This is a genomic window from Oerskovia sp. NPDC060338, assembly GCF_042726295.1.
In the GTDB taxonomy this organism is placed as follows: domain Bacteria; phylum Actinomycetota; class Actinomycetes; order Actinomycetales; family Cellulomonadaceae; genus Oerskovia; species Oerskovia merdavium.
Map to the genome: position 1 here is coordinate 178,812 of NZ_JBHXCQ010000004.1, position 17,378 is coordinate 196,189.

The window sequence follows — 17,378 nt, forward strand, 5'->3', positions numbered from 1 at the left end:
TCAGCGTTCCTCGTCCTCGTCGGTGCCCGCGGCCAGCTCGGGGAACCTGCGGCCCGTGAGCTCCGGCTCGTGCTCGACCAGCACGTCGCGCTCGGCCGCGAGGATGCGGTCGGCCGACCTCTCCTGGCCGCGGATGCGCAGGATCCGCGAGACCGAGTGCTCGATGGGGCGACCCTGCGGGTCGAGCGCCGGGGTGTCCATGGCGTTGTTCTGCGCGTAGACGCCCGGGGCGGGCAGCGGCGTGAGGAGCCCGCCCTCGGCGAGGGCCGCGACCTTGGCGTCCGAGACCTGCCGCTGCCCGACGCGCGGCACGAGCCGGCGGCGGTGGGTCAGGACCAGGGCGGCGATGGCCGCGGTCACGAGCAGGATCCCGACGACCTCGAGGGCGAACACGTAGTCCGCGAAGAGGATGCGGGCGAGCGCCACGGGGTTGGTCTCGGCGTTCGCGGCCGTGAGCCCGACCGACGGCGGGAACGTCGCCTGCGCGATCACCCCGACCAGGACCGAGCCGAGCCCCAGGCCCAGCAGGATCCCGATGAAGCGCTGACCGCGGATGGTCTCGACGAGCGAGTCCGAGGCGTCGACGCCCACGAGCATGAGCACGAACAGGAAGAGCATCATCACGGCGCCCGTGTAGACCACGATCTGCACGACGCCCAGGAAGGCGGCCTCCTGCGCGATGTAGAGGATCGCGAGGCTGATCATGACGAACACGACGCAGATCGCGGCGTGCACGGCCTTGCGGGCGAACAGCAGGCCGAGCGCGGCCAGGACCATGAGGGGGGCGAGGACCCAGAACAGGACGACCTCTCCCCCGCTGACCGTCACCGGACCACCTTGCGGACCTCGGGGCGCCGCGCGGCGGCGGGGTCCACGACGGGCGGCAGGGTCGGGTCGTCGGGCCGGTGCTCGCGCACCCAGTCGATCTGCTCGGGCACGGGCCCGGTCACCTCTCCCCGGTAGTAGTCGGTGTCGGTCGTGCCGGGCACCATGGGGTGCGGCGCGGCCAGCATGCCCTCGCGCAGCGGCGCGAGGAGGTCTTCCTTCTCCCAGATCAGCCCTTCACGGGTAGGTCCGGTGAGCTCGTACTCGTTGGTCATGGTGAGCGCCCGGGTGGGGCACGCCTCGATGCACAGCCCGCAGAAGATGCAGCGCAGGTAGTTGATCTGGTAGACGCTGCCGTAGCGCTCTCCGGGCGAGCGGTGCGCACCGTCGGGGAGCGCCGAGTTGTCCGCGCCCTCGACGTAGATCGCGTCCGCGGGGCACGCCCAGGCGCACAGCTCGCACCCGATGCACTTCTCGAGCCCGTCCTCGTACCGGTTGAGCTGGTGACGCCCGTGGTAGCGGGGCTTGGTCGGCACCTTCTCGAACGGGTACTGCTCGGTCACGGTCGGCTTGAACATCGAGGAGAACGTCACCCCGAACCCGGCGACGGGCGCGAGCAGCCCGCCGAGCCCCTTCCTCTGCGGGATCAACGACTCGTAGTCAGCCACGGGGGACCTCCTCGTCCTGGGCGTCGGGTGCTGCGGGACCGTCTCCCGCGGGCGGGCTGCCCTCGGGGACCAGGCGCCGCGCCCTGCGCGGTGCGCTGGGCAGGGTCTGTCCTGGCAGCGGCGGGACGGGGAAGCCGCCCGCGAAGGCGTCGAAGGGCTCGGGGGCCGCGGTGGTGCCCTTGCGGTAGGGCGAGGTGCCCGACGGCGCCGCTCGCCCGCCCGCGTCGGCGTCGGGCTGCTTCTTCTGCGGCCACAGGAAGATCGCGGCGATCGCGACCACCCCCAGGACGACGGCCGCCACGAGGATCGCGCGGTTGTCGACGTCACCGAAGCGGATCATGCCCTGGACGACCGAGAGCACGACGATCCAGGCGAGCGCGGCCGGGATGAGGACCTTCCACCCGAACTTCATGAACTGGTCGTAGCGCAGGCGCAGGAGCGTGCCGCGGACCCACACGAACACGAACATGAAGGCCCAGACCTTGACGAGGAACCAGAGGATGGGCCACCAGCCCTCGTTGAACATGCCGTCGTTGATCGCCGACAGGGGCCACGGCGCACGCCAGCCCCCCAGGAAGAGCGTGGTCGCGACGGCCGAGACGTTGATCATGTTGATGTACTCGGCGAGGAAGAACCACGCGAACTTCATGGACGAGTACTCGGTCATGTAGCCCGAGACCAGCTCGCCCTCGGCCTCGGGGAGGTCGAACGGCAGGCGGTTGGTCTCGCCGATCATCGCGATGATGTAGATCACGAAGCTCGGGATGAGGATGAGCGCCCACCAGACCTGGGTCTGGGAGTCGACGATCTGCGAGGTCGACATGGAGCCCGCCATGATGAAGACGCTCACGAGGGCCAGGCCCATCGCGAGCTCGTAGCTGATGACCTGGGCCGTCGAGCGGACCGCGCCGAGCAGCGGGTAGGTCGAGCCCGACGACCAGCCGCCGAGCACGATCCCGTACACGCCCACCGAGGCGCACGCCAGGATGTAGAGCACCGCGACGGGGAAGTCGGTGAGCTGTGCGGGCGTCGAGTAGTCGGTGAACGGGATCGTGACGTTCGGCCCGAACGGGATGACCGCGAACGTCAGGAGCGAGCAGAACACCGCGATCATGGGCGCGAGGATGTAGACGAACTTGTCCGCCGCCGTGACCGTGAGGTCCTCCTTGAGGAGCAGCTTCATGGCGTCCGCGAGCGACTGGAGCAGACCGAACGGCCCGTGCACGTTGGGTCCGGGACGGACCTGCATCCGGGCCACGACCTTGCGCTCGAACCAGATCGCGATGAGCACGCTCGTGAGCAGGAAGACGATGATCAGCACGGCCTTGACCAGGTAGGTCCAGCCGTTGTCCTGGGAGAAGTCGGCCGTGATCCCGGGCACGCCCGGGGTCTCGGTGACCGAGGCAGTGCCCAGGGCGAGGTTCAGCAGGCCGCTCATGATGCTCCCCCGTCGGTGGGCTGGACGCTCTGGCCGGGCCGCGAGGCTCCGGGAGCGGGCTCGATCCGTACGAGCGCTCCCTGAGCCACGCCGAGCTCACGATGGACCCGCGAGCCCTCGGAACCGAGCGGGAGCCAGACGACGTGCTCGACCATGTCGGTGATCACCACGGGCAGCTCGATCGAGCCGCGGTCGGTCGACACCCGGACCGCGTCCCCCTCGAACAGGTCCGCGGCCGCCGCGGTCGTCGCCGACAGCCGGGCCACGGGCCGCTTGGCCGTGCCGGCGAGGAACCGCTCGCCGTCCTGGCCGCGGCCGCTGTCCAGCAGCAGGCGCCATCCCGCGAGCACCGCGGTGCCCGGGGCGACCGCGGGTGGTTCGGCCGCTGCGACCTCGGGGGCCGGCGGGCGGGTCCCGTCCCAGGTGCCGAGCTGGTCGATCTCCGCCCGGACCTCGTCCGTCGTGCGGGCCCCGAGCACGAAGCCCGCCGCGTCGGCGAGCGCGTCGAGCACGCGGTGGTCGGGCATCGCGGTCGTGGCGAGCGCGGCCTCGAAGGTCCGCACGCGGCCCTCCCAGCTCACGAACGCGCCGGCCTTCTCGACCGGCGGCGCGACGGGCAGCACCACGTCCGCGAGCGCCGTGACGTCCGAGGCGCGTACCTCGAGCGAGACGACGAATCCTGCGGCTTCGAGCGCCCGGAGACTGTGCGCGGGGTCGGGCAGGTCGTCGGAGTGCAGGCCGCCCACGAGCACGCCGCCGAGCTGACCCACGGACAGCGCGTCGAGGATCTCTCCCGTGCTCCGGCCCGGCGTCCCCGGGAGGTGCTCGACGCCCCAGGCGACGGCCACGTCGACCCGGGCTGCGGCGTCGGTCACCGGGCGTCCGCCCGGGAGGAGGGCCGGCAGCGTGCCGGCCTCGACCGCCCCGCGCTCCCCCGCCCGGCGCGGGATCCACGCGAGGCGTGCTCCCGTGCTCGCGACGAGACGCACGAGCGCCGAGTACCCGCCGGGGACCCCGGCGAGCCGTTCGCCGACCAGAACCACGGCCCCGGGCTCGGCGAGCGCGTCGCGCAGTGCCGAGACCTCGGCCGGTTCCTCGACCGACTCTGGGGCGTCGGGGCCCACGGCCCCGTCGTGCCCGAACAGCGTCTGGGTGCCCGTGGCGAGCACGTCGAGCCACTCGGCCTCGGTGCCCGGGGCCGCCCGCAGGAGCGTGCCGTCGAGGCGCTGCACGCCCCGGCTCGCGAACGGTGCGAGCGAGAAGACCCGCAGGCCGCGCTTCTGGACGCCCTTGCGCAGGCGCAGGAACGTCACGCCGGCCTCCTCCTCGGCCTCGAGGGCCACGAGGAGCACCGCGGGCGCGTGCTCGAGCTCGTCGAACGTCACGCCCAGCCCGGTGCCGGCGACCGCGTGGGCGAGGAAGTCCGCCTCCTCGGTCGAGTGCGCGCGGGCGCGGTGGTCCACGTCGTTGGTCCCGAGGACGACGCGGGCGAACTTGCCGTACGCGTACGCGTCCTCGACCGTGAGGCGGCCTCCGGGGAGCACCCCGACGCCGCCCGCGGCACGGGCCTGCGCGAGGCCCGTCGCCGCGACCTCGAGGGCCTCGGCCCAGCTCGCGGGGCGCAGCTCGCCGCGCGTGACCCGACCCTCGGCGTCGACCTCGCGGTCGCGCACGAGCGGGTGCGTCAGGCGGTCCGGTGCGTCCTGCCACGCGAACGCGAAGCGGTCCTTGTCGGTGATCCACTCCTCGTTGACCTGGGGGTCCTCGCCCGACAGGCGACGCAGCACCACACCGCGGCGGTGGTCGATGCGGATCGCGGACCCGCACGCGTCGTGCTCGCCCACGCTCGGGGTCGAGACGAGGTCGAACGGCCTCGACCGGAACCGGTACGCGGCACCCGTCAGGGCTCCGACGGGGCAGATCTGCACGGTGTTGCCGCTGAAGTACGAGGCGAACGGGCGTCCCGACTCGTCCTCGAGCGCGGCCCCCACGGGAGCCTCGAACCCGGCCTGCGCGCCGTACGGCAGCGAGCCTGCGGGCGCTGCGGGCTCGGACTCGCCGTCGGCGAAGCCCAGGACGCGCGCGTCGAACCGGCCGATCTGCTGCTGCGCCCCACGCTTCTGCAGGTCGATGAACGCGTCGCCCGCGATCTCCGCGGAGAACCGGGTGCAGCGCTGGCACAGCACGCAGCGCTCGCGGTCGAGCAGGATCTCGGTCGAGATCGCGATGGGCTTGGGGAACGTGCGCTTGACGTCGACGAACCGGCTCGTCGAGCGCCCGTTGCTCATGGCCTGGTTCTGCAGGGGGCACTCGCCGCCCTTGTCGCAGACCGGGCAGTCGAGCGGGTGGTTGATGAGCAGGAGCTCCATGACCCCGTGCTGCGCCTTGTCCGCGACGGCCGAGGTGTGCTGGGTCTTCACGACCATGCCGGGCGTGGCCTCGAGCGTGCAGGAGGCCTGCGGCTTGGGCATGGGGCGGACGTTGCCCTCGCGGTCGGGCGTCGCGACCTCGACGAGGCACTGGCGGCACGCACCCGCGGGGGCGAGCAGCGGGTGGTCGCAGAACCGCGGGATCTGGATGCCGACCTGCTCGGCGGCACGGATCACGAGCGTGCCCTTGGGCACGGCCATCTCGATGCCGTCGATCGTGAACGTCACCTCGTCGCGACGCGCGGGGGGCTGTGCGCCCCCTGCCGCCGCGGCGGGCGACGTGCCGGCGGACGTCGTGGTCGTCATCAGTGCGCTCCTGCCGTCAGGGCCTGCGGGGCACGCCGGGGCGTGTAGTCGAACAGTGCGGCGGCCGAGGGGTCGAACGGGCAGCCGCGGCCGGTGATGTGCGCCTCGAACTCCTCGCGGAACAGCGCGATGCTGCTCGTGACGGGCGACGTCGCGCCGTCGCCGAGCGCGCAGAACGCGCGGCCGAGGATGTTGTCGCACGTGTCGAGCAGGACGTCGAGGTCGCTCTCGGTGCCCTCGCCGTGCTCGATGCGGCGCAGGATCTGCTTGAGCCAGTACGTCCCCTCGCGGCACGGCGTGCACTTGCCGCACGACTCGTGGGCGTAGAAGTCCATCCACCGGCTCACGGCCCGCACCACGCACGTGGTCTCGTCGAAGATCTGCAGGGCCCGCGTTCCGAGCATCGAGCCCGCCGCGGCGACCGACTCGTAGTCGAGCGGAGTGTCGAGGTGGGCGTCGGTGAACAGGGGCGTCGAGGACCCTCCCGGCGTCCAGAACTTCAGCCGGTTGCCGCCACGGATCCCGCCGGCCATGTCGAGCAGCTCGCGCAGCGTGATGCCGAGCGGCGCCTCGTACTGGCCCGGGCGCACGACGTGCCCCGACAGCGAGAACAGCCCGTGGCCCGACGACCGCTCGGTCCCCATGGACCTGAACCAGTCCGAGCCCTCGTTGACGATCGCCGGGACGCTCGCGATCGACTCGACGTTGTTGACCACGGTGGGCCGTGCGTACAGGCCCGCGACCGCGGGGAACGGGGGCTTGAGGCGCGGCTGGCCGCGCAGCCCCTCGAGCGAGTCGAGCAGCGCGGTCTCCTCGCCGCAGATGTAGGCGCCGGCACCCGCGTGGACCGTGACGTCGAGGTCGAAGCCCGAGCCCTGGATGCTCTTGCCCAGGTACCCGGCCGCGTACGCCTCCTCGACCGCGTGCAGCAGGCGGCGGTACACGTGCAGCACCTCGCCGCGCACGTAGATGAACGCGTGGTCGCAGCCGATCGCGTAGGACGTGATGGCCACGCCCTCGATCAGGAGCTGCGGGCTCGCGAGCATGAGCGGGATGTCCTTGCACGTGCCGGGCTCGGACTCGTCGGCGTTGACGACGAGGTAGCGGGGCCCGCCGTCGGGCGCGGGCAGGAAGCCCCACTTCATGCCCGTGGGGAACCCGGCGCCGCCGCGGCCGCGCAGGCCCGAGTCCTTGACGACCTGCACGACGTCCGCGGGCGGCTGCGCGAGGGCCTTCGCGAGGCCCTTCCAGCCCCCCTGCGCGACGTACGCGTCGAGCGTCCAGGAGCGCCGGGCGTCCCAGGTCTCGCTGAGGACCGGGGTCAGGGGGTCGATCGTCTGCTCGCTCACGGCTGCTTCCCCTTCGAGGCGTCGGGCGTGGCGCCCGTGGCGTCGGCGGGCGTGGTGGGCTTGCGCTCGGCCGAGGACTGCTCGTGCCCGACGGCGGAGGCGCCCTGAGCGGCCGCCTCGCCCGTGTCCGTGGCCGACCCGTCGACCTGGTCCGGAGCCGCTCCGCCCGGCGCGGTCCAGTCGTGCTCGCGCGCGAGCCGCAGCCCGGCGAGCGTGGGCTCCCCTGCCCCGACACCCTCGTCGGCACGCCCGTCGGAGAACCCGGCGAGCACGCGGCTCATCTGCTTGAAGCTGCACACCGAGGCGGCGCCGCGCGTGGGGGCGACCTGCTCGCCGGCCCGCAGGCGGTCCGCGAGCTGCGTGGCGCCCGCCGGGGTCTGGTTGTCGAAGAACTCCCAGTTGACCATCACGACGGGCGCGTAGTCGCACGCCGCGTTGCACTCGACACGCTCGAGCGTGATGGCCCCGTCCTCGGTCGTCTCGTCGTGCCCGACCCCCAGGTGCTCGGAGAGCTCGTCGAAGATCTCGTCGCCCCCCATGACCGCGCACAGCGTGTTGGTGCACACCCCCACGGTGTAGGTGCCGTTGGGGTGGCGCTTGTACTGCGTGTAGAAGGTCGCGACGGCCGACACCTCGGCCGCCGTGATGCCGAGCTGCTCGGCGCAGAACGCGATGCCGTCGCGCGAGACGTACCCGTCCTCCGACTGCACCAGGTGCAGCATGGGCAGCAGCGCCGAGCGCTTCTGCGGGTACCGGGCGACGATCGCCGCGGTGTCCTGCGCGAGGCGCGCGTACGTCGCCTCGTCGTATCCGGACCTGTGAGCCTCGAGCGTCATCGGTCCACCCCTCCCAGCACCGGGTCGAGCGAGGCGACCGCGACGACGACGTCGGCGACCTGGCCGCCCTCGCACATCACGGCGACCGCCTGCAGGTTGTTGAACGAAGGATCACGGAAGTGCGCCCGGTAGGGGCGCGTGCCGCCGTCGGACACCAGGTGCACGCCGAGCTCGCCGCGCGGGTGCTCGACCGACTGGAAGACCTGGCCCACGGGGACCCGGAAGCCCTCCGTGACGAGCTTGAAGTGGTGGATCAGGGCCTCCATCGAGGTGCCCATGATCTCCCTGATGTGGTCGAGCGAGTTGCCCATGCCGTCGCTGCCGATCGCGAGCTGGGCGGGCCACGCGATCTTCTTGTCGCCGACCATGACGGGCTGGCCCGCCGTGGCCTCGAGCCGCTCGAGGCACTGCTCGACGATGCGCAGCGACTGGTAGCACTCCTCGAGCCGCAGCACGACGCGCGAGTAGCAGTCGGCGTCGTCCGAGGTGGGCACGTCGAAGTCGTACGTCTCGTAGCCGCAGTAGGGAGCGGCCTTGCGCACGTCGTAGGGCAGCCCGGTCGAGCGCAGGACGGGCCCCGTGATCGCGAGCGCCATGCAGCCCGAGAGGTTGAGGTGACCCACGCCGACCAGGCGGGACTTGAAGATCGGGTTGGCGAGCATGAGGTCGCCGAGCTGGCCGAGGTAGCCGCGGATCAGCGGGTCGGCCTTGCGGATCTGGGCCACGACGTCCGGCGGGACGTCCTGCACCACGCCCCCCGGGCGCACGTACGCGTGGTTCATGCGCAGCCCCGTGACGGCCTCGAAGATCCGCAGGATCTCCTCGCGGGCCGTGAACGAGATGGTCATGACCGTGGTCGCGCCCATCTCGTTGCCGCCCGTGCCGAGGCACACCAGGTGGGACGCGATCCGGTTGAGCTCCATCATGAGGACGCGGATGATGCTCGCGCGCTCGGGGACGTCGTCCGTGATGCCGAGGAGCTTCTCGACCGCGAGGCAATAGGCCGTCTCCTGGAACAGGGGCGCGAGGTAGTCCATGCGGGTGCAGAACGTGACCCCCTGGGTCCACGTCCGGAACTCCATGTTCTTCTCGATGCCCGTGTGGAGGTAGCCCACACCGCAGCGGGCCTCCGTGACGGTCTCGCCGTCGATCTCGAGCATGAGCCGCAGCACACCGTGGGTCGAGGGGTGCTGGGGGCCCATGTTGACGACGATGCGTTCCTCGCCCAGCTGGGTCGCCTCGGCCGCGATGTCGGCCCAGTCGCCGCCCGACGCCTCGTAGCTGGGGATCGACGCGTCGAAGTCGCCGTACGGCGCCTTCGTGGCGTGGGGTGTCGCGTGCGGGGTGGTGGGGCTCACGAGTACGACCTCCTCTGGTCCGGCGGGGGCACCGTGGCGCCCTTGTACTCGACCGGGATGCCGCCGAGCGGGTAGTCCTTGCGCTGCGGGTGACCCGGCCAGTCGTCCGGCATCTCGATGCGGGCCAGGGCCGGGTGGTCGTCGAAGACGATCCCGAAGAAGTCCCACGTCTCGCGCTCGTGCCAGTCGTTGGACGGGTACACCGACGTGGTCGAGGGGATGTGCGGGTGCGCGTCCGGGACCGCGACCTCGAGGCGCAGGCTCCGGCCGTGCGTGATCGACGTCAGGTGGTAGACGGCGTGCAGCTCGCGGCCCACGTCGTGGGGGTAGTGCACCCCGCTCACGCCCATGCTCAGCTCGAACCGCAGGTCCTGCTCGTCGCGCAGCGCGCGGGCGACCGTGACGACGTGCGGGGGCCGGACGTGCAGCGTGAGCTCGGCGTGCGGCCCCGGCGGGTCGACGACGACCTGCTCGACGGCGTCCTCGAAGCGCACGCCCGCCTCGGCGAGCACCTCCGCCAGGACGTCCACGGCCTCGTCGAACCACCCGCCGTACGGGCGCGCGCTCGGCCCGGGCAGCACCACGGGGCGCACCAGCCCCCCGTAGCCCGAGGTGTCTCCCGAGCCGTGGGCCCCGAACATGCCCGTGCGGACCTCGACGACCTCGAGCGGCTCGCGCCCACCCGGGCCCGGTCCCGCCACGAGCTCCTCGCCGGGCACGTCGCCCTGGGCGACCTCGTCCCGCTGGACGGCGTCCGCCGGGCGGCCCGTCGTCCCGTCGTTGGTGCTCGTCACCGCAGCAGCCCCTTCATCTGGAACGTCGGGGTCGCCTCGAGCGCCGCGGCCTCGGCGGCCTTGGCCGCCTCCCGCCGGTTCACGCCCAGCGGCTCGGCCTGGATCTGCTCGTGCAGCGCGAGGATCGCGTTGATGAGCATCTCGGGGCGCGGCGGGCAGCCCGGCAGGTAGATGTCGACCGGCACGATGTGGTCGACCCCCTGGACGATCGCGTAGTTGTTGAACATCCCGCCGCTCGAGGCGCACACGCCCATCGACAGCACCCACTTGGGCTCGGACATCTGGTCGTAGACCTGGCGCACCACGGGCGCCATCTTCTGGCTCACGCGACCCGCGACGATCATCAGGTCGGCCTGCCGCGGCGAGGCCCGGAAGACCTCCATGCCGAAGCGGGACAGGTCGAAGCGCGACGCGCCGGCCGCCATCATCTCGATGGCGCAGCACGCCAGGCCGAACGTCACCGGCCACAGCGACGCCTTGCGGAAGTACCCCGCGAGGTTCTCCACGCTCGTGAGCAAGAAGCCCGAGGGAGCCTCTTCGATCCCCATCTGCGTTCTCCCTATCTGGTTCCGGCTAGTCCCACTCGAACCCGCCACGGCGCCATTCGTAGACGAACGGCACGGTGATCAGGGCGAGGAAGCTCAGCATGGCGACGAGCCCGAAGGTGGCCAGGACCGTGAAGTCCACCGCCCACGGGTAGAGGAAGACCACCTCGATGTCGAAGATGATGAAGGTCATCGCGACGAGGTAGTACTTGATCGGGAAGCGCCCTCCGCCGATCGCGTGCGGGGTGGGCTCGATGCCGCACTCGTACGCGTCGAGCTTGGCGCGGTTGTATCTCTTGGGGCCGATCACGGCGCTCGCGGCGACTCCGCCGAGGGCGAGCACGGCTCCGATGCCCATCAGGACGAGCACGGGCACGTAGGGGTTGGTCATCGGTCTGCTCTCCGGGGGGCGCGCTGGGGCATGTCGGGAGTGCTGCCGCCGGGCGTCCGCGCGAAGCTGCGGGCACCCGGGTCTGACGGGGGTAGGGGTGGTGACTGCGTGAACAGCGGTGACGGCCTCTTTGCCGCCTCACCAAGGTTTCTCATGCCGATGGCACCACCCTCGTCAGTCCCGCGATGACCCGGTCGACGACGTCGCCACCACGTGGTTCGTAACAGTCGGACAACAGCTTGAGGACGAAGCGCATGACGAGCGGCCGCGGCAGCCCGTACCGGGTGCACAGCCGCATGATCTCGGGGTGCTCGATGAGGCGCACGAAGTACCGGCCGAGCGTGTAGTACCCGCCCAGGTCGCGGCGCATGATCTCGGGGTAGGTCGCGAGCGTGCGCTCGCGGGCGGCGTCGGTGCTCCGGGCACGCGACTGCGCCACGACGTCCGCCGCGACGCGCGCGGCCTGCATGGCGTAGGCGATGCCCTCGCCGTTGAACGGGCTGACCATGCCGCCCGAGTCTCCGACCAGCACCACGCCGCGCGAGTAGAGGGGCTTGCGGTTGAAGCCCATGGGCAGGGCCGCCCCGCGCACGGGTCCGGTCTGGTTCTCCGGGGTGAACTCCCACTCGGCGGGCGCGTTGGCCATCCACCGGGCGAACAGGTCCTTGTAGTCCACGTTCGCGGCCGACTGCCGTGCCGGGGTCGAGTTGACCGAGCCGAGGCCCACGTTCGCGGTGCCGTCGCCGAGCGCGAAGATCCACCCGTAGCCGGGCAGGAGGTTCGACTTCCCGGCCGGCCCGTCCCAGAGCTCGAGGTGGGACTCCATCCAGGCGTCGTCGTGGCGCGGGGTCTTGAAGTAGGTCCGCACCGCGACGCCCATGGGCCGGTCCTCGCGCTTCTCGAGCCCCAGGGCGAGCGCGAAGCGGGACGAGACGCCGTCCGCGGCGATGACGACAGGGGCGCGCAGCTCGTGCTCGTCCCCGGCGCGGCGCCCGTTCTCGTCGAGCGGGCGTGCCGTGACGCCCACGACGCGGCCCGTGCGCTCGTCGAGGAGCGGGCCGGTCACGTTGGTGCGCTCGAGCAGCTTGGCGCCCGTGCGCTGCGCGTGCTCGGCGAGCGTCTGGTCGAGGTTCATGCGTGAGCGGGCGAGGCCGTAGGACGGGTAGGCCTTGAGCTCGGGCCAGGGCAGCTCCCACGAGCGTCCGCTCGCGACGACCCGCAGACCCTTGTTGCGGATCCAGCCGTCCTCGGCGCGCGTGGGGACGCCCATGCGGACGAGCTCGCCCACCGCCCGCGGCGTCAGTCCGTCGCCGCAGATCTTGTCGCGCGGGAACGAGGCCTTCTCGAGGAGGAGGACGTTGAGGCCCGCGGAGGCACAGTAGTGCGCCGCCGTGGCCCCTGCCGGGCCCGCGCCGATGACGATGACGTCCGCGTCATCACTCCTGCTACGCACGTTCTCACCTCGCTCGGCAAGCTCGAACACACCTCGGAAAGCCCCTTGTGAAGTCGCTCACAATGGACATCGCCACTCTAGTCACAGACGCGGGCGGATGTGTAGCAAGGCAACCCTTCCCTCGCGGCCGAACCGGCAGGTCAGGCGCCCGACGCGCCGCGCCCCGCCCGCGCGCACCACGCACGGTGCGCCGCGGGGCACGGGCCACGGGCCGCGACGGACCCGAGCGCGACCGCCGGGGCGAAGACCCCGCTCAGGCGGGGCGCACGGCCCGGTGCAGCGCGACGAGGCCGCCGCTGAGGTTCCGGTAGGCGGCACCCTCCCACCCGGCGTCGATCATGAGGTGCGCCAGGTCGGGCTGCGCGGGCCAGTCCTGGATCGACTCGACGAGGTACTCGTACGAGCTCTTCTCCTTGGTCACGAGCCCCGCCATGACGGGCAGCATCTTCATGAAGACGCCCGTGTAGAGCGCGCGGAAGGGCTTCCACGTGGGGCGGGAGAACTCGCAGATGACGATCCGGCCGCCCGGGCGTGTCACACGCAGCATCTCGCGCAGCGCGGCGTCGGTGTCCACGACGTTGCGCAGGCCGAACGAGATGGTCACGGCGTCGAACGACGCGTCGGCGAAGGGCAGCGCCGTGGCGTCCCCCGCGACGAACGGCAGGTCCGGGCGCCGGCGCTTGCCCACCTGGAGCATCCCGACCGAGAAGTCGCACGGCACGACCTCGACGCCCTCGTCCGCGAACGGCTCGCTCGACGTGCCGGTGCCGGCCGCGAGGTCCAGGACCCGCTCTCCGGGCAGCGCAGCGACGGCGTCGACCGTCTGCTTGCGCCACCTCCGGTCCTGCCCCAGCGAGATGACGTCGTTGGTGAGGTCGTAGCGGGAGGCGATCCCGTCGAACATCGAGGCGACCTCGGTGGGCTTCTTGTCCAGGCTTGCTCGCGACATGAGCCCATCGTTTCACGCCTACGCTGGAGGCGATGACTGCGCACGCTCACCCCCGCAGGGACGCCGACGACCTCGGCGCCCCCGACACGGAGTCCCCTCGCCCCGGGTCCGCCGACTTCCTGGCCTCCCCCCGCCTGGTCGTGCGGACGACCCGCCTGCCCGACGGGCTGCCGGGCGACCTGACGGCCCTGCTCGACCTCCTGCCCGACGCGCGCCCCCTGGCCTGGGTGCGACGCGGCGACGGGATCGTGGGGTGGGGTGAGGCGCTGCGCCTCGAGGCGTGGGGTCCCGGACGGTTCGCCGACGCCGAGGCGGCCTGGCAGGAGGTGCTGGGCGCCGCCGTCGTGCACGACGAGGTGGACCTGCCAGGCTCCGGCCTGGTCGCGTTCGGCTCGTTCGCGTTCGACGACGCGTCCGGCACGGCCGGGGACGCCCGCCCGGGCGGGACGATCGTGGTGCCCCGCGTCGTCCTCGGGCGCCGGGGCGGGCCCGAGGGCACGGCCTGGGTCACGAGCATCACCCAGGGCGACGCCCTGCCCGACGACGTCGCGTCCGTCCTCGACCCGACTCGCCGCGAGCCCGTGGCCGGGCCGGGCGTGGTCACGACCGTGGACGGCTCGCTGAGCGCTGAGGACTGGACCGCGGTGGTCGCCGAGGGCGTCGAGCGCATCCGGCGCGGCGACCTCGAGAAGGTCGTGCTCGCGCGCGACGTCCTGGCCACTGCCGAGCACCCCGTGGACCCCCGCTGGATGCTCCGTCGCCTCGCGGTCGCCTACGACGCGTGCTGGACCTTCTCGGTGGACGGCATGGTCGGCGCGACCCCCGAGCTGCTCGTGCGCAGCGAGAAGGGGCTCGTGACCTCGCGCGTGCTCGCGGGGACCATCCGCCGCTCGGGCGGGGCCGAGGCCGACGACGACTCGCTGCTGCGTGCCGCGCACCTCGCCCGCTCGTCCAAGGACCTCGAGGAGCACGAGTACGCCGTGGCCTCGGTCGCCGACGCGCTCGCCCCGTTCTGCTCGTCGATGAACGTGCCCGACGCACCGTTCGTCCTGCACCTGCCCAACGTCCTGCACCTGGCCTCCGACGTCACGGGCGTGCTCGCGGCCGGGACGGGCGGGTCCCCCGCGCCGACGAGCCTCGCGCTCGCAGCCGCGCTGCACCCGTCGGCCGCCGTGTGCGGCACCCCGACGCTCGCGGCGCGCGACCTCATCCGCGAGATCGAGGGTATGGACCGCGCCCGCTACGCGGCCCCGGTCGGGTGGTTCGGCGCGGACGGCGACGGCGAGTGGGGCATCGCGCTGCGCTCGGCGGAGCTGTCGCCGCAGGACCCGCACCGGGTGCGCCTCTTCGCCGGCTGCGGGATCGTCGCCGCCTCCGACCCGGGGGCAGAGCTCGCCGAGTCAGAGGCCAAGCTCGAGCCCATGCGGTACGCGCTCGAGGACCGAGACGAGCCGATCGACCGCACGCACGCCACCCCTGGCAGAGCCTGAGTCCTTCGACACTCCTGGTGGTTTGGTGAGTTACGCGACGTATAGCCCGTTCGACGGACATCTCCGGACAACGCCCAGGTCGGCCTGTTAAATTCGCCCGGTGCCCGATGCGACGATGACGATGACTCTGGATCCCACGCAGCGCGACGTCACCGTGCGCCGCGCCACGACCGCGGACCGCGAGGACCTCTGGCTCCTGGTGCTCCGCCTGCAGCCCGACGCGCCGGACCGGGGGACGTACGACCGTGTCGTGGGCCCCCTCCTGCGCGCGCTCGACACCCTCCTGCTGGTCGCCCAGGACCCCACGGGGGTCGTCGGCTACCTGCTCGCGAGCCAGCGCCTGACCTTCAGCGGGAACGGCGCGGTCGTCGAGATCGACGAGATCGCGCTCGCCCCCGAGGCCGACCAGGGCCTGGTCGCGGCCGAGCTGATCGGCGCGGTCCAGGCGTGGGGCCAGGAGCAGCGCGCGACGCGCGTCACGCTCGCCGACGTCCTGCCCCGTGAGACCGCCGAGGAGCTCGGGTTCGTCACGACCGAGGTCCGCTCCACCAAGGCGCTCGACCTGCTCGACGCCGACCCCGTGCTCACCTCGCCCTGGGACGGCCCGGCCGTGCCCGCGAGCGACGCCGACGAGGCCCTGCCGGTCCGCGACTGATCCTTCCCCGGGCACGACGACGCCCGGTCCGTGCGGAGAACCGCATGGACCGGGCGTCGGTGCCGAGGGGCACCTGCAGGGGAACAGGGCCACGCCTCGGCTCGGTCTCGCCGGTCACGGGGGACGCGTCCCGGCGGGACCGCGAAGGACCGCAGCGGCACCGGCTCACGTCGGTGGGCACAGGGGGGAGGTCCCCACCGGTGCAGCCGGTACCGCCGGGTCCGGCCTGTGGTGTGCTCAGCCCTGACCGTTGAACCAGTCGAAGGGGTTGGGCACGTTGTTCGGGTTCGTCTGGTCGGACCCGTCCTGGCTGTTGCCCGGGACCTGACCCGAGCCCGGGACCTGACCCGAACCGTCCTGACCGCCAGAGCCCTGCTCGGAACCCGAGCCCGAGTCGGTGCTCGTTTCGGTCGGCTTGGCGGCGAGCGTCACGTCGACGTCGATCGCCTTGCCGTCGCGGACGACCGTGAGCTTCGCGACGTCGCCGGTCGCGCGCTCGCGCACGAACCCGGTCAGCGACTCGGCACCGCTCACGGCGTCACCGTCGATCGCGACGATCACGTCACCGGCCTTGATGCCGGCCTCGGCGGCCGGGGAGCCGTCCGAGACCTCCTTGACCTCGGCGCCGCGGCGCGTGACGCCGTCGGCCGTGGCCGTCGCGTCGGTCATGCTCACGCCCAGGAAGGCGTGCTCGGCCGTGCCGCTCTCGATGAGCTGCGCGCTGATGTTCTTCGCGAGGTTCACCGGGATGGCGAAGCCCAGGCCGATCGAGCCGGACTGGCTCGACGTCGTCGCGATCGACGAGGTGATGCCGATGACCTCGCCCTGCGCGTTGAACAGCGGGCCACCGGAGTTGCCCGGGTTGATCGCGGCGTCGATCTGGATCGCGTTGGTGACCACGGTGCTGCCACCGTCGGAGCCCGACGCGGCGACCGGGCGGTCGAGCGCGGAGACGATGCCCGTCGTGGCGGTGTTCGCGAGGCCCAGCGGGTTCCCGACGGCCAGGACGGACTCGCCGACCGTGACGTCGTCGGAGTCGCCGAACGACGCGGGGGTGAGGTTGCTCGGCGGGTCGACCAGCTTGACGACCGCGAGGTCGGTCGTCGGGTCGAGCCCGACGATCTTGGCCTCGTAGAGGCGTCCGTCGCTCAGGGTCACCTGGACGGTGTCGTCCTGCGCGCCCTCGACGACGTGGTTGTTCGTCAGGACGTGGCCGTCGGTGTCGATCACGACACCCGAGCCCTCGCCACCGCCCGAAGCCGTGGTGACCTGGATCGAGACGACGGACGGCGCGACGGCGCTCGTCACGGCCTGCCAGTCCGGGTTCTCCGACGTCGAGCTCGCCACGGGGACCGTGGAGTTCTCCTTGTTCTCACCGATCGAGGCCAGCGAGCTGGGCGCGGTGCCCGATCCGTCGAGCACGCTGAGCAGGCCGGCGGTCCCGGCGCTCGCGAGGACGGCCGCCGCGGCGGCCGCGCCGACCACGGGGATCCACGTCTTGCTCTTCTTCGGAGCGGCGGGCGCTGCCTCGGTCGCGACCGGGGCGGGCGGCATGCCCGCTGCGGAGTACGCGGTGCTCGTGGGCGCACCGTACGGGGCCTGGGCCCCGTGCTGAGCGGGCGCGGCGTGCGGTGCCTGCTGAGCGGGCGCGGCGTGCGGCGCCGGCGGCGCGGGCACGGGAGCCGGGTGCGGCGCGGCGAACTGCTGCGTGGGCTGCGCCTGCGGGGCCGGGGCCTCCGGGGTGGGCGTCTGCGGGGCGGCGGGCGCCTCGGGCGTCACGGGCGTCACGGGCAGCTGCTGCGTGGCCTGCGCGTCGATGCGCTGCGTGTCGCCGTCGCGGGGAGCCTCGGGCTGGGGGACGTTCGACTGCGGGGTGTTCTCGGTCATGGGGT

The 17,378-nt window shown here is 72.4% G+C and carries 15 protein-coding genes; 2 read left to right on the forward strand and 13 right to left on the reverse strand.

Features of this window, described 5'->3' with window-relative positions; all coding sequences use genetic code 11:
- The 12 genes from ACFWGN_RS06635 to ACFWGN_RS06690 form a co-directional block, all read right to left on the reverse strand.
- Positions 1-828 carry an NADH-quinone oxidoreductase subunit J gene (locus ACFWGN_RS06635; protein WP_056649825.1) on the reverse strand — a complete coding sequence of 276 codons (828 nt, stop codon included), beginning with the start codon at positions 826-828 and terminating at the stop codon, positions 1-3.
- Positions 825-1,493, reverse strand: coding sequence for an NADH-quinone oxidoreductase subunit NuoI (gene nuoI / locus ACFWGN_RS06640; RefSeq protein ID WP_056649822.1), 669 nt, complete (start codon positions 1,491-1,493; stop codon positions 825-827). Before nuoI ends, ACFWGN_RS06635 begins: the two co-directional genes overlap by 4 nt.
- Positions 1,486-2,931: an NADH-quinone oxidoreductase subunit NuoH gene (gene nuoH / locus ACFWGN_RS06645; protein ID WP_377616193.1), complete on the reverse strand. Its 1,446-nt coding sequence runs from the start codon at positions 2,929-2,931 to the stop codon at positions 1,486-1,488. The genes nuoI and nuoH overlap by 8 nt, the downstream gene beginning before the upstream one ends.
- The gene (locus ACFWGN_RS06650; protein WP_377616194.1) at positions 2,928-5,666 is read right to left on the reverse strand and encodes an NADH-quinone oxidoreductase subunit G; all 2,739 of its coding nucleotides are present in this window, start codon (positions 5,664-5,666) and stop codon (positions 2,928-2,930) included. Before ACFWGN_RS06650 ends, nuoH begins: the two co-directional genes overlap by 4 nt.
- A complete protein-coding gene (gene nuoF / locus ACFWGN_RS06655) occupies positions 5,666-7,000 on the reverse strand; it encodes an NADH-quinone oxidoreductase subunit NuoF (RefSeq protein WP_377616317.1) in 1,335 nt (444 codons plus the stop codon). The genes ACFWGN_RS06650 and nuoF overlap by 1 nt, the downstream gene beginning before the upstream one ends.
- A gap of 11 nt (positions 7,001-7,011) precedes the next feature.
- Complete coding sequence (gene nuoE / locus ACFWGN_RS06660) at positions 7,012-7,851, reverse strand: NADH-quinone oxidoreductase subunit NuoE (RefSeq protein ID WP_191804572.1); 840 nt, start codon at positions 7,849-7,851, stop codon at positions 7,012-7,014.
- Positions 7,848-9,209: an NADH-quinone oxidoreductase subunit D gene (locus tag ACFWGN_RS06665; RefSeq protein ID WP_191804570.1), complete on the reverse strand. Its 1,362-nt coding sequence runs from the start codon at positions 9,207-9,209 to the stop codon at positions 7,848-7,850. Before ACFWGN_RS06665 ends, nuoE begins: the two co-directional genes overlap by 4 nt.
- Positions 9,206-9,928 carry an NADH-quinone oxidoreductase subunit C gene (locus tag ACFWGN_RS06670; protein WP_377616318.1) on the reverse strand — a complete coding sequence of 241 codons (723 nt, stop codon included), beginning with the start codon at positions 9,926-9,928 and terminating at the stop codon, positions 9,206-9,208. Before ACFWGN_RS06670 ends, ACFWGN_RS06665 begins: the two co-directional genes overlap by 4 nt.
- A 71-nt stretch (positions 9,929-9,999) precedes the next feature.
- A complete protein-coding gene (locus ACFWGN_RS06675) occupies positions 10,000-10,551 on the reverse strand; it encodes an NADH-quinone oxidoreductase subunit B family protein (protein WP_056649804.1) in 552 nt (183 codons plus the stop codon).
- 25 nt (positions 10,552-10,576) lie between these two features.
- The gene (locus ACFWGN_RS06680) at positions 10,577-10,939 is read right to left on the reverse strand and encodes an NADH-quinone oxidoreductase subunit A (protein WP_056649801.1); all 363 of its coding nucleotides are present in this window, start codon (positions 10,937-10,939) and stop codon (positions 10,577-10,579) included.
- A gap of 151 nt (positions 10,940-11,090) precedes the next feature.
- Complete coding sequence (locus ACFWGN_RS06685; RefSeq protein WP_191804566.1) at positions 11,091-12,392, reverse strand: geranylgeranyl reductase family protein; 1,302 nt, start codon at positions 12,390-12,392, stop codon at positions 11,091-11,093.
- Positions 12,393-12,645: 253 nt separating this feature from the next.
- Positions 12,646-13,341: a demethylmenaquinone methyltransferase gene (locus ACFWGN_RS06690; protein WP_377616196.1), complete on the reverse strand. Its 696-nt coding sequence runs from the start codon at positions 13,339-13,341 to the stop codon at positions 12,646-12,648.
- A 32-nt stretch (positions 13,342-13,373) separates the two neighbouring features.
- Here ACFWGN_RS06690 and ACFWGN_RS06695 point away from each other — a divergent pair, with 32 nt between their 5' ends.
- Together ACFWGN_RS06695 and ACFWGN_RS06700 are read left to right on the forward strand one after the other, a co-directional pair.
- Positions 13,374-14,831 (forward strand): isochorismate synthase MenF, encoded by a 1,458-nt coding sequence (locus ACFWGN_RS06695; RefSeq protein ID WP_377616197.1) that lies wholly within the window; start codon positions 13,374-13,376, stop codon positions 14,829-14,831.
- Between the two features lie 115 nt (positions 14,832-14,946).
- Positions 14,947-15,486 (forward strand): hypothetical protein, encoded by a 540-nt coding sequence (locus ACFWGN_RS06700; RefSeq protein WP_377616198.1) that lies wholly within the window; start codon positions 14,947-14,949, stop codon positions 15,484-15,486.
- 237 nt (positions 15,487-15,723) lie between these two features.
- Here ACFWGN_RS06700 and ACFWGN_RS06705 read toward each other — a convergent pair whose 3' ends face one another.
- Positions 15,724-17,373, reverse strand: coding sequence for a trypsin-like peptidase domain-containing protein (locus ACFWGN_RS06705; protein ID WP_377616199.1), 1,650 nt, complete (start codon positions 17,371-17,373; stop codon positions 15,724-15,726).
- Positions 17,374-17,378 lie beyond the last annotated feature (5 nt).

Coding starts and splice junctions, on each gene's coding strand:
- ACFWGN_RS06690 (WP_377616196.1), bottom strand. CDS start 13,341: ATGTCGCGAGCAAGCCTGGACAAGAAGCCCACCGAGGTCGCCTCGATG.
- nuoE (WP_191804572.1), bottom strand. CDS start 7,851: ATGACGCTCGAGGCTCACAGGTCCGGATACGACGAGGCGACGTACGCG.
- ACFWGN_RS06680 (WP_056649801.1), bottom strand. CDS start 10,939: ATGACCAACCCCTACGTGCCCGTGCTCGTCCTGATGGGCATCGGAGCC.
- ACFWGN_RS06675 (WP_056649804.1), bottom strand. CDS start 10,551: ATGGGGATCGAAGAGGCTCCCTCGGGCTTCTTGCTCACGAGCGTGGAG.
- ACFWGN_RS06705 (WP_377616199.1), bottom strand. CDS start 17,373: ATGACCGAGAACACCCCGCAGTCGAACGTCCCCCAGCCCGAGGCTCCC.
- nuoH (WP_377616193.1), bottom strand. CDS start 2,931: ATGAGCGGCCTGCTGAACCTCGCCCTGGGCACTGCCTCGGTCACCGAG.
- ACFWGN_RS06695 (WP_377616197.1), top strand. CDS start 13,374: ATGACTGCGCACGCTCACCCCCGCAGGGACGCCGACGACCTCGGCGCC.
- ACFWGN_RS06650 (WP_377616194.1), bottom strand. CDS start 5,666: ATGACGACCACGACGTCCGCCGGCACGTCGCCCGCCGCGGCGGCAGGG.
- ACFWGN_RS06700 (WP_377616198.1), top strand. CDS start 14,947: ATGACGATGACTCTGGATCCCACGCAGCGCGACGTCACCGTGCGCCGC.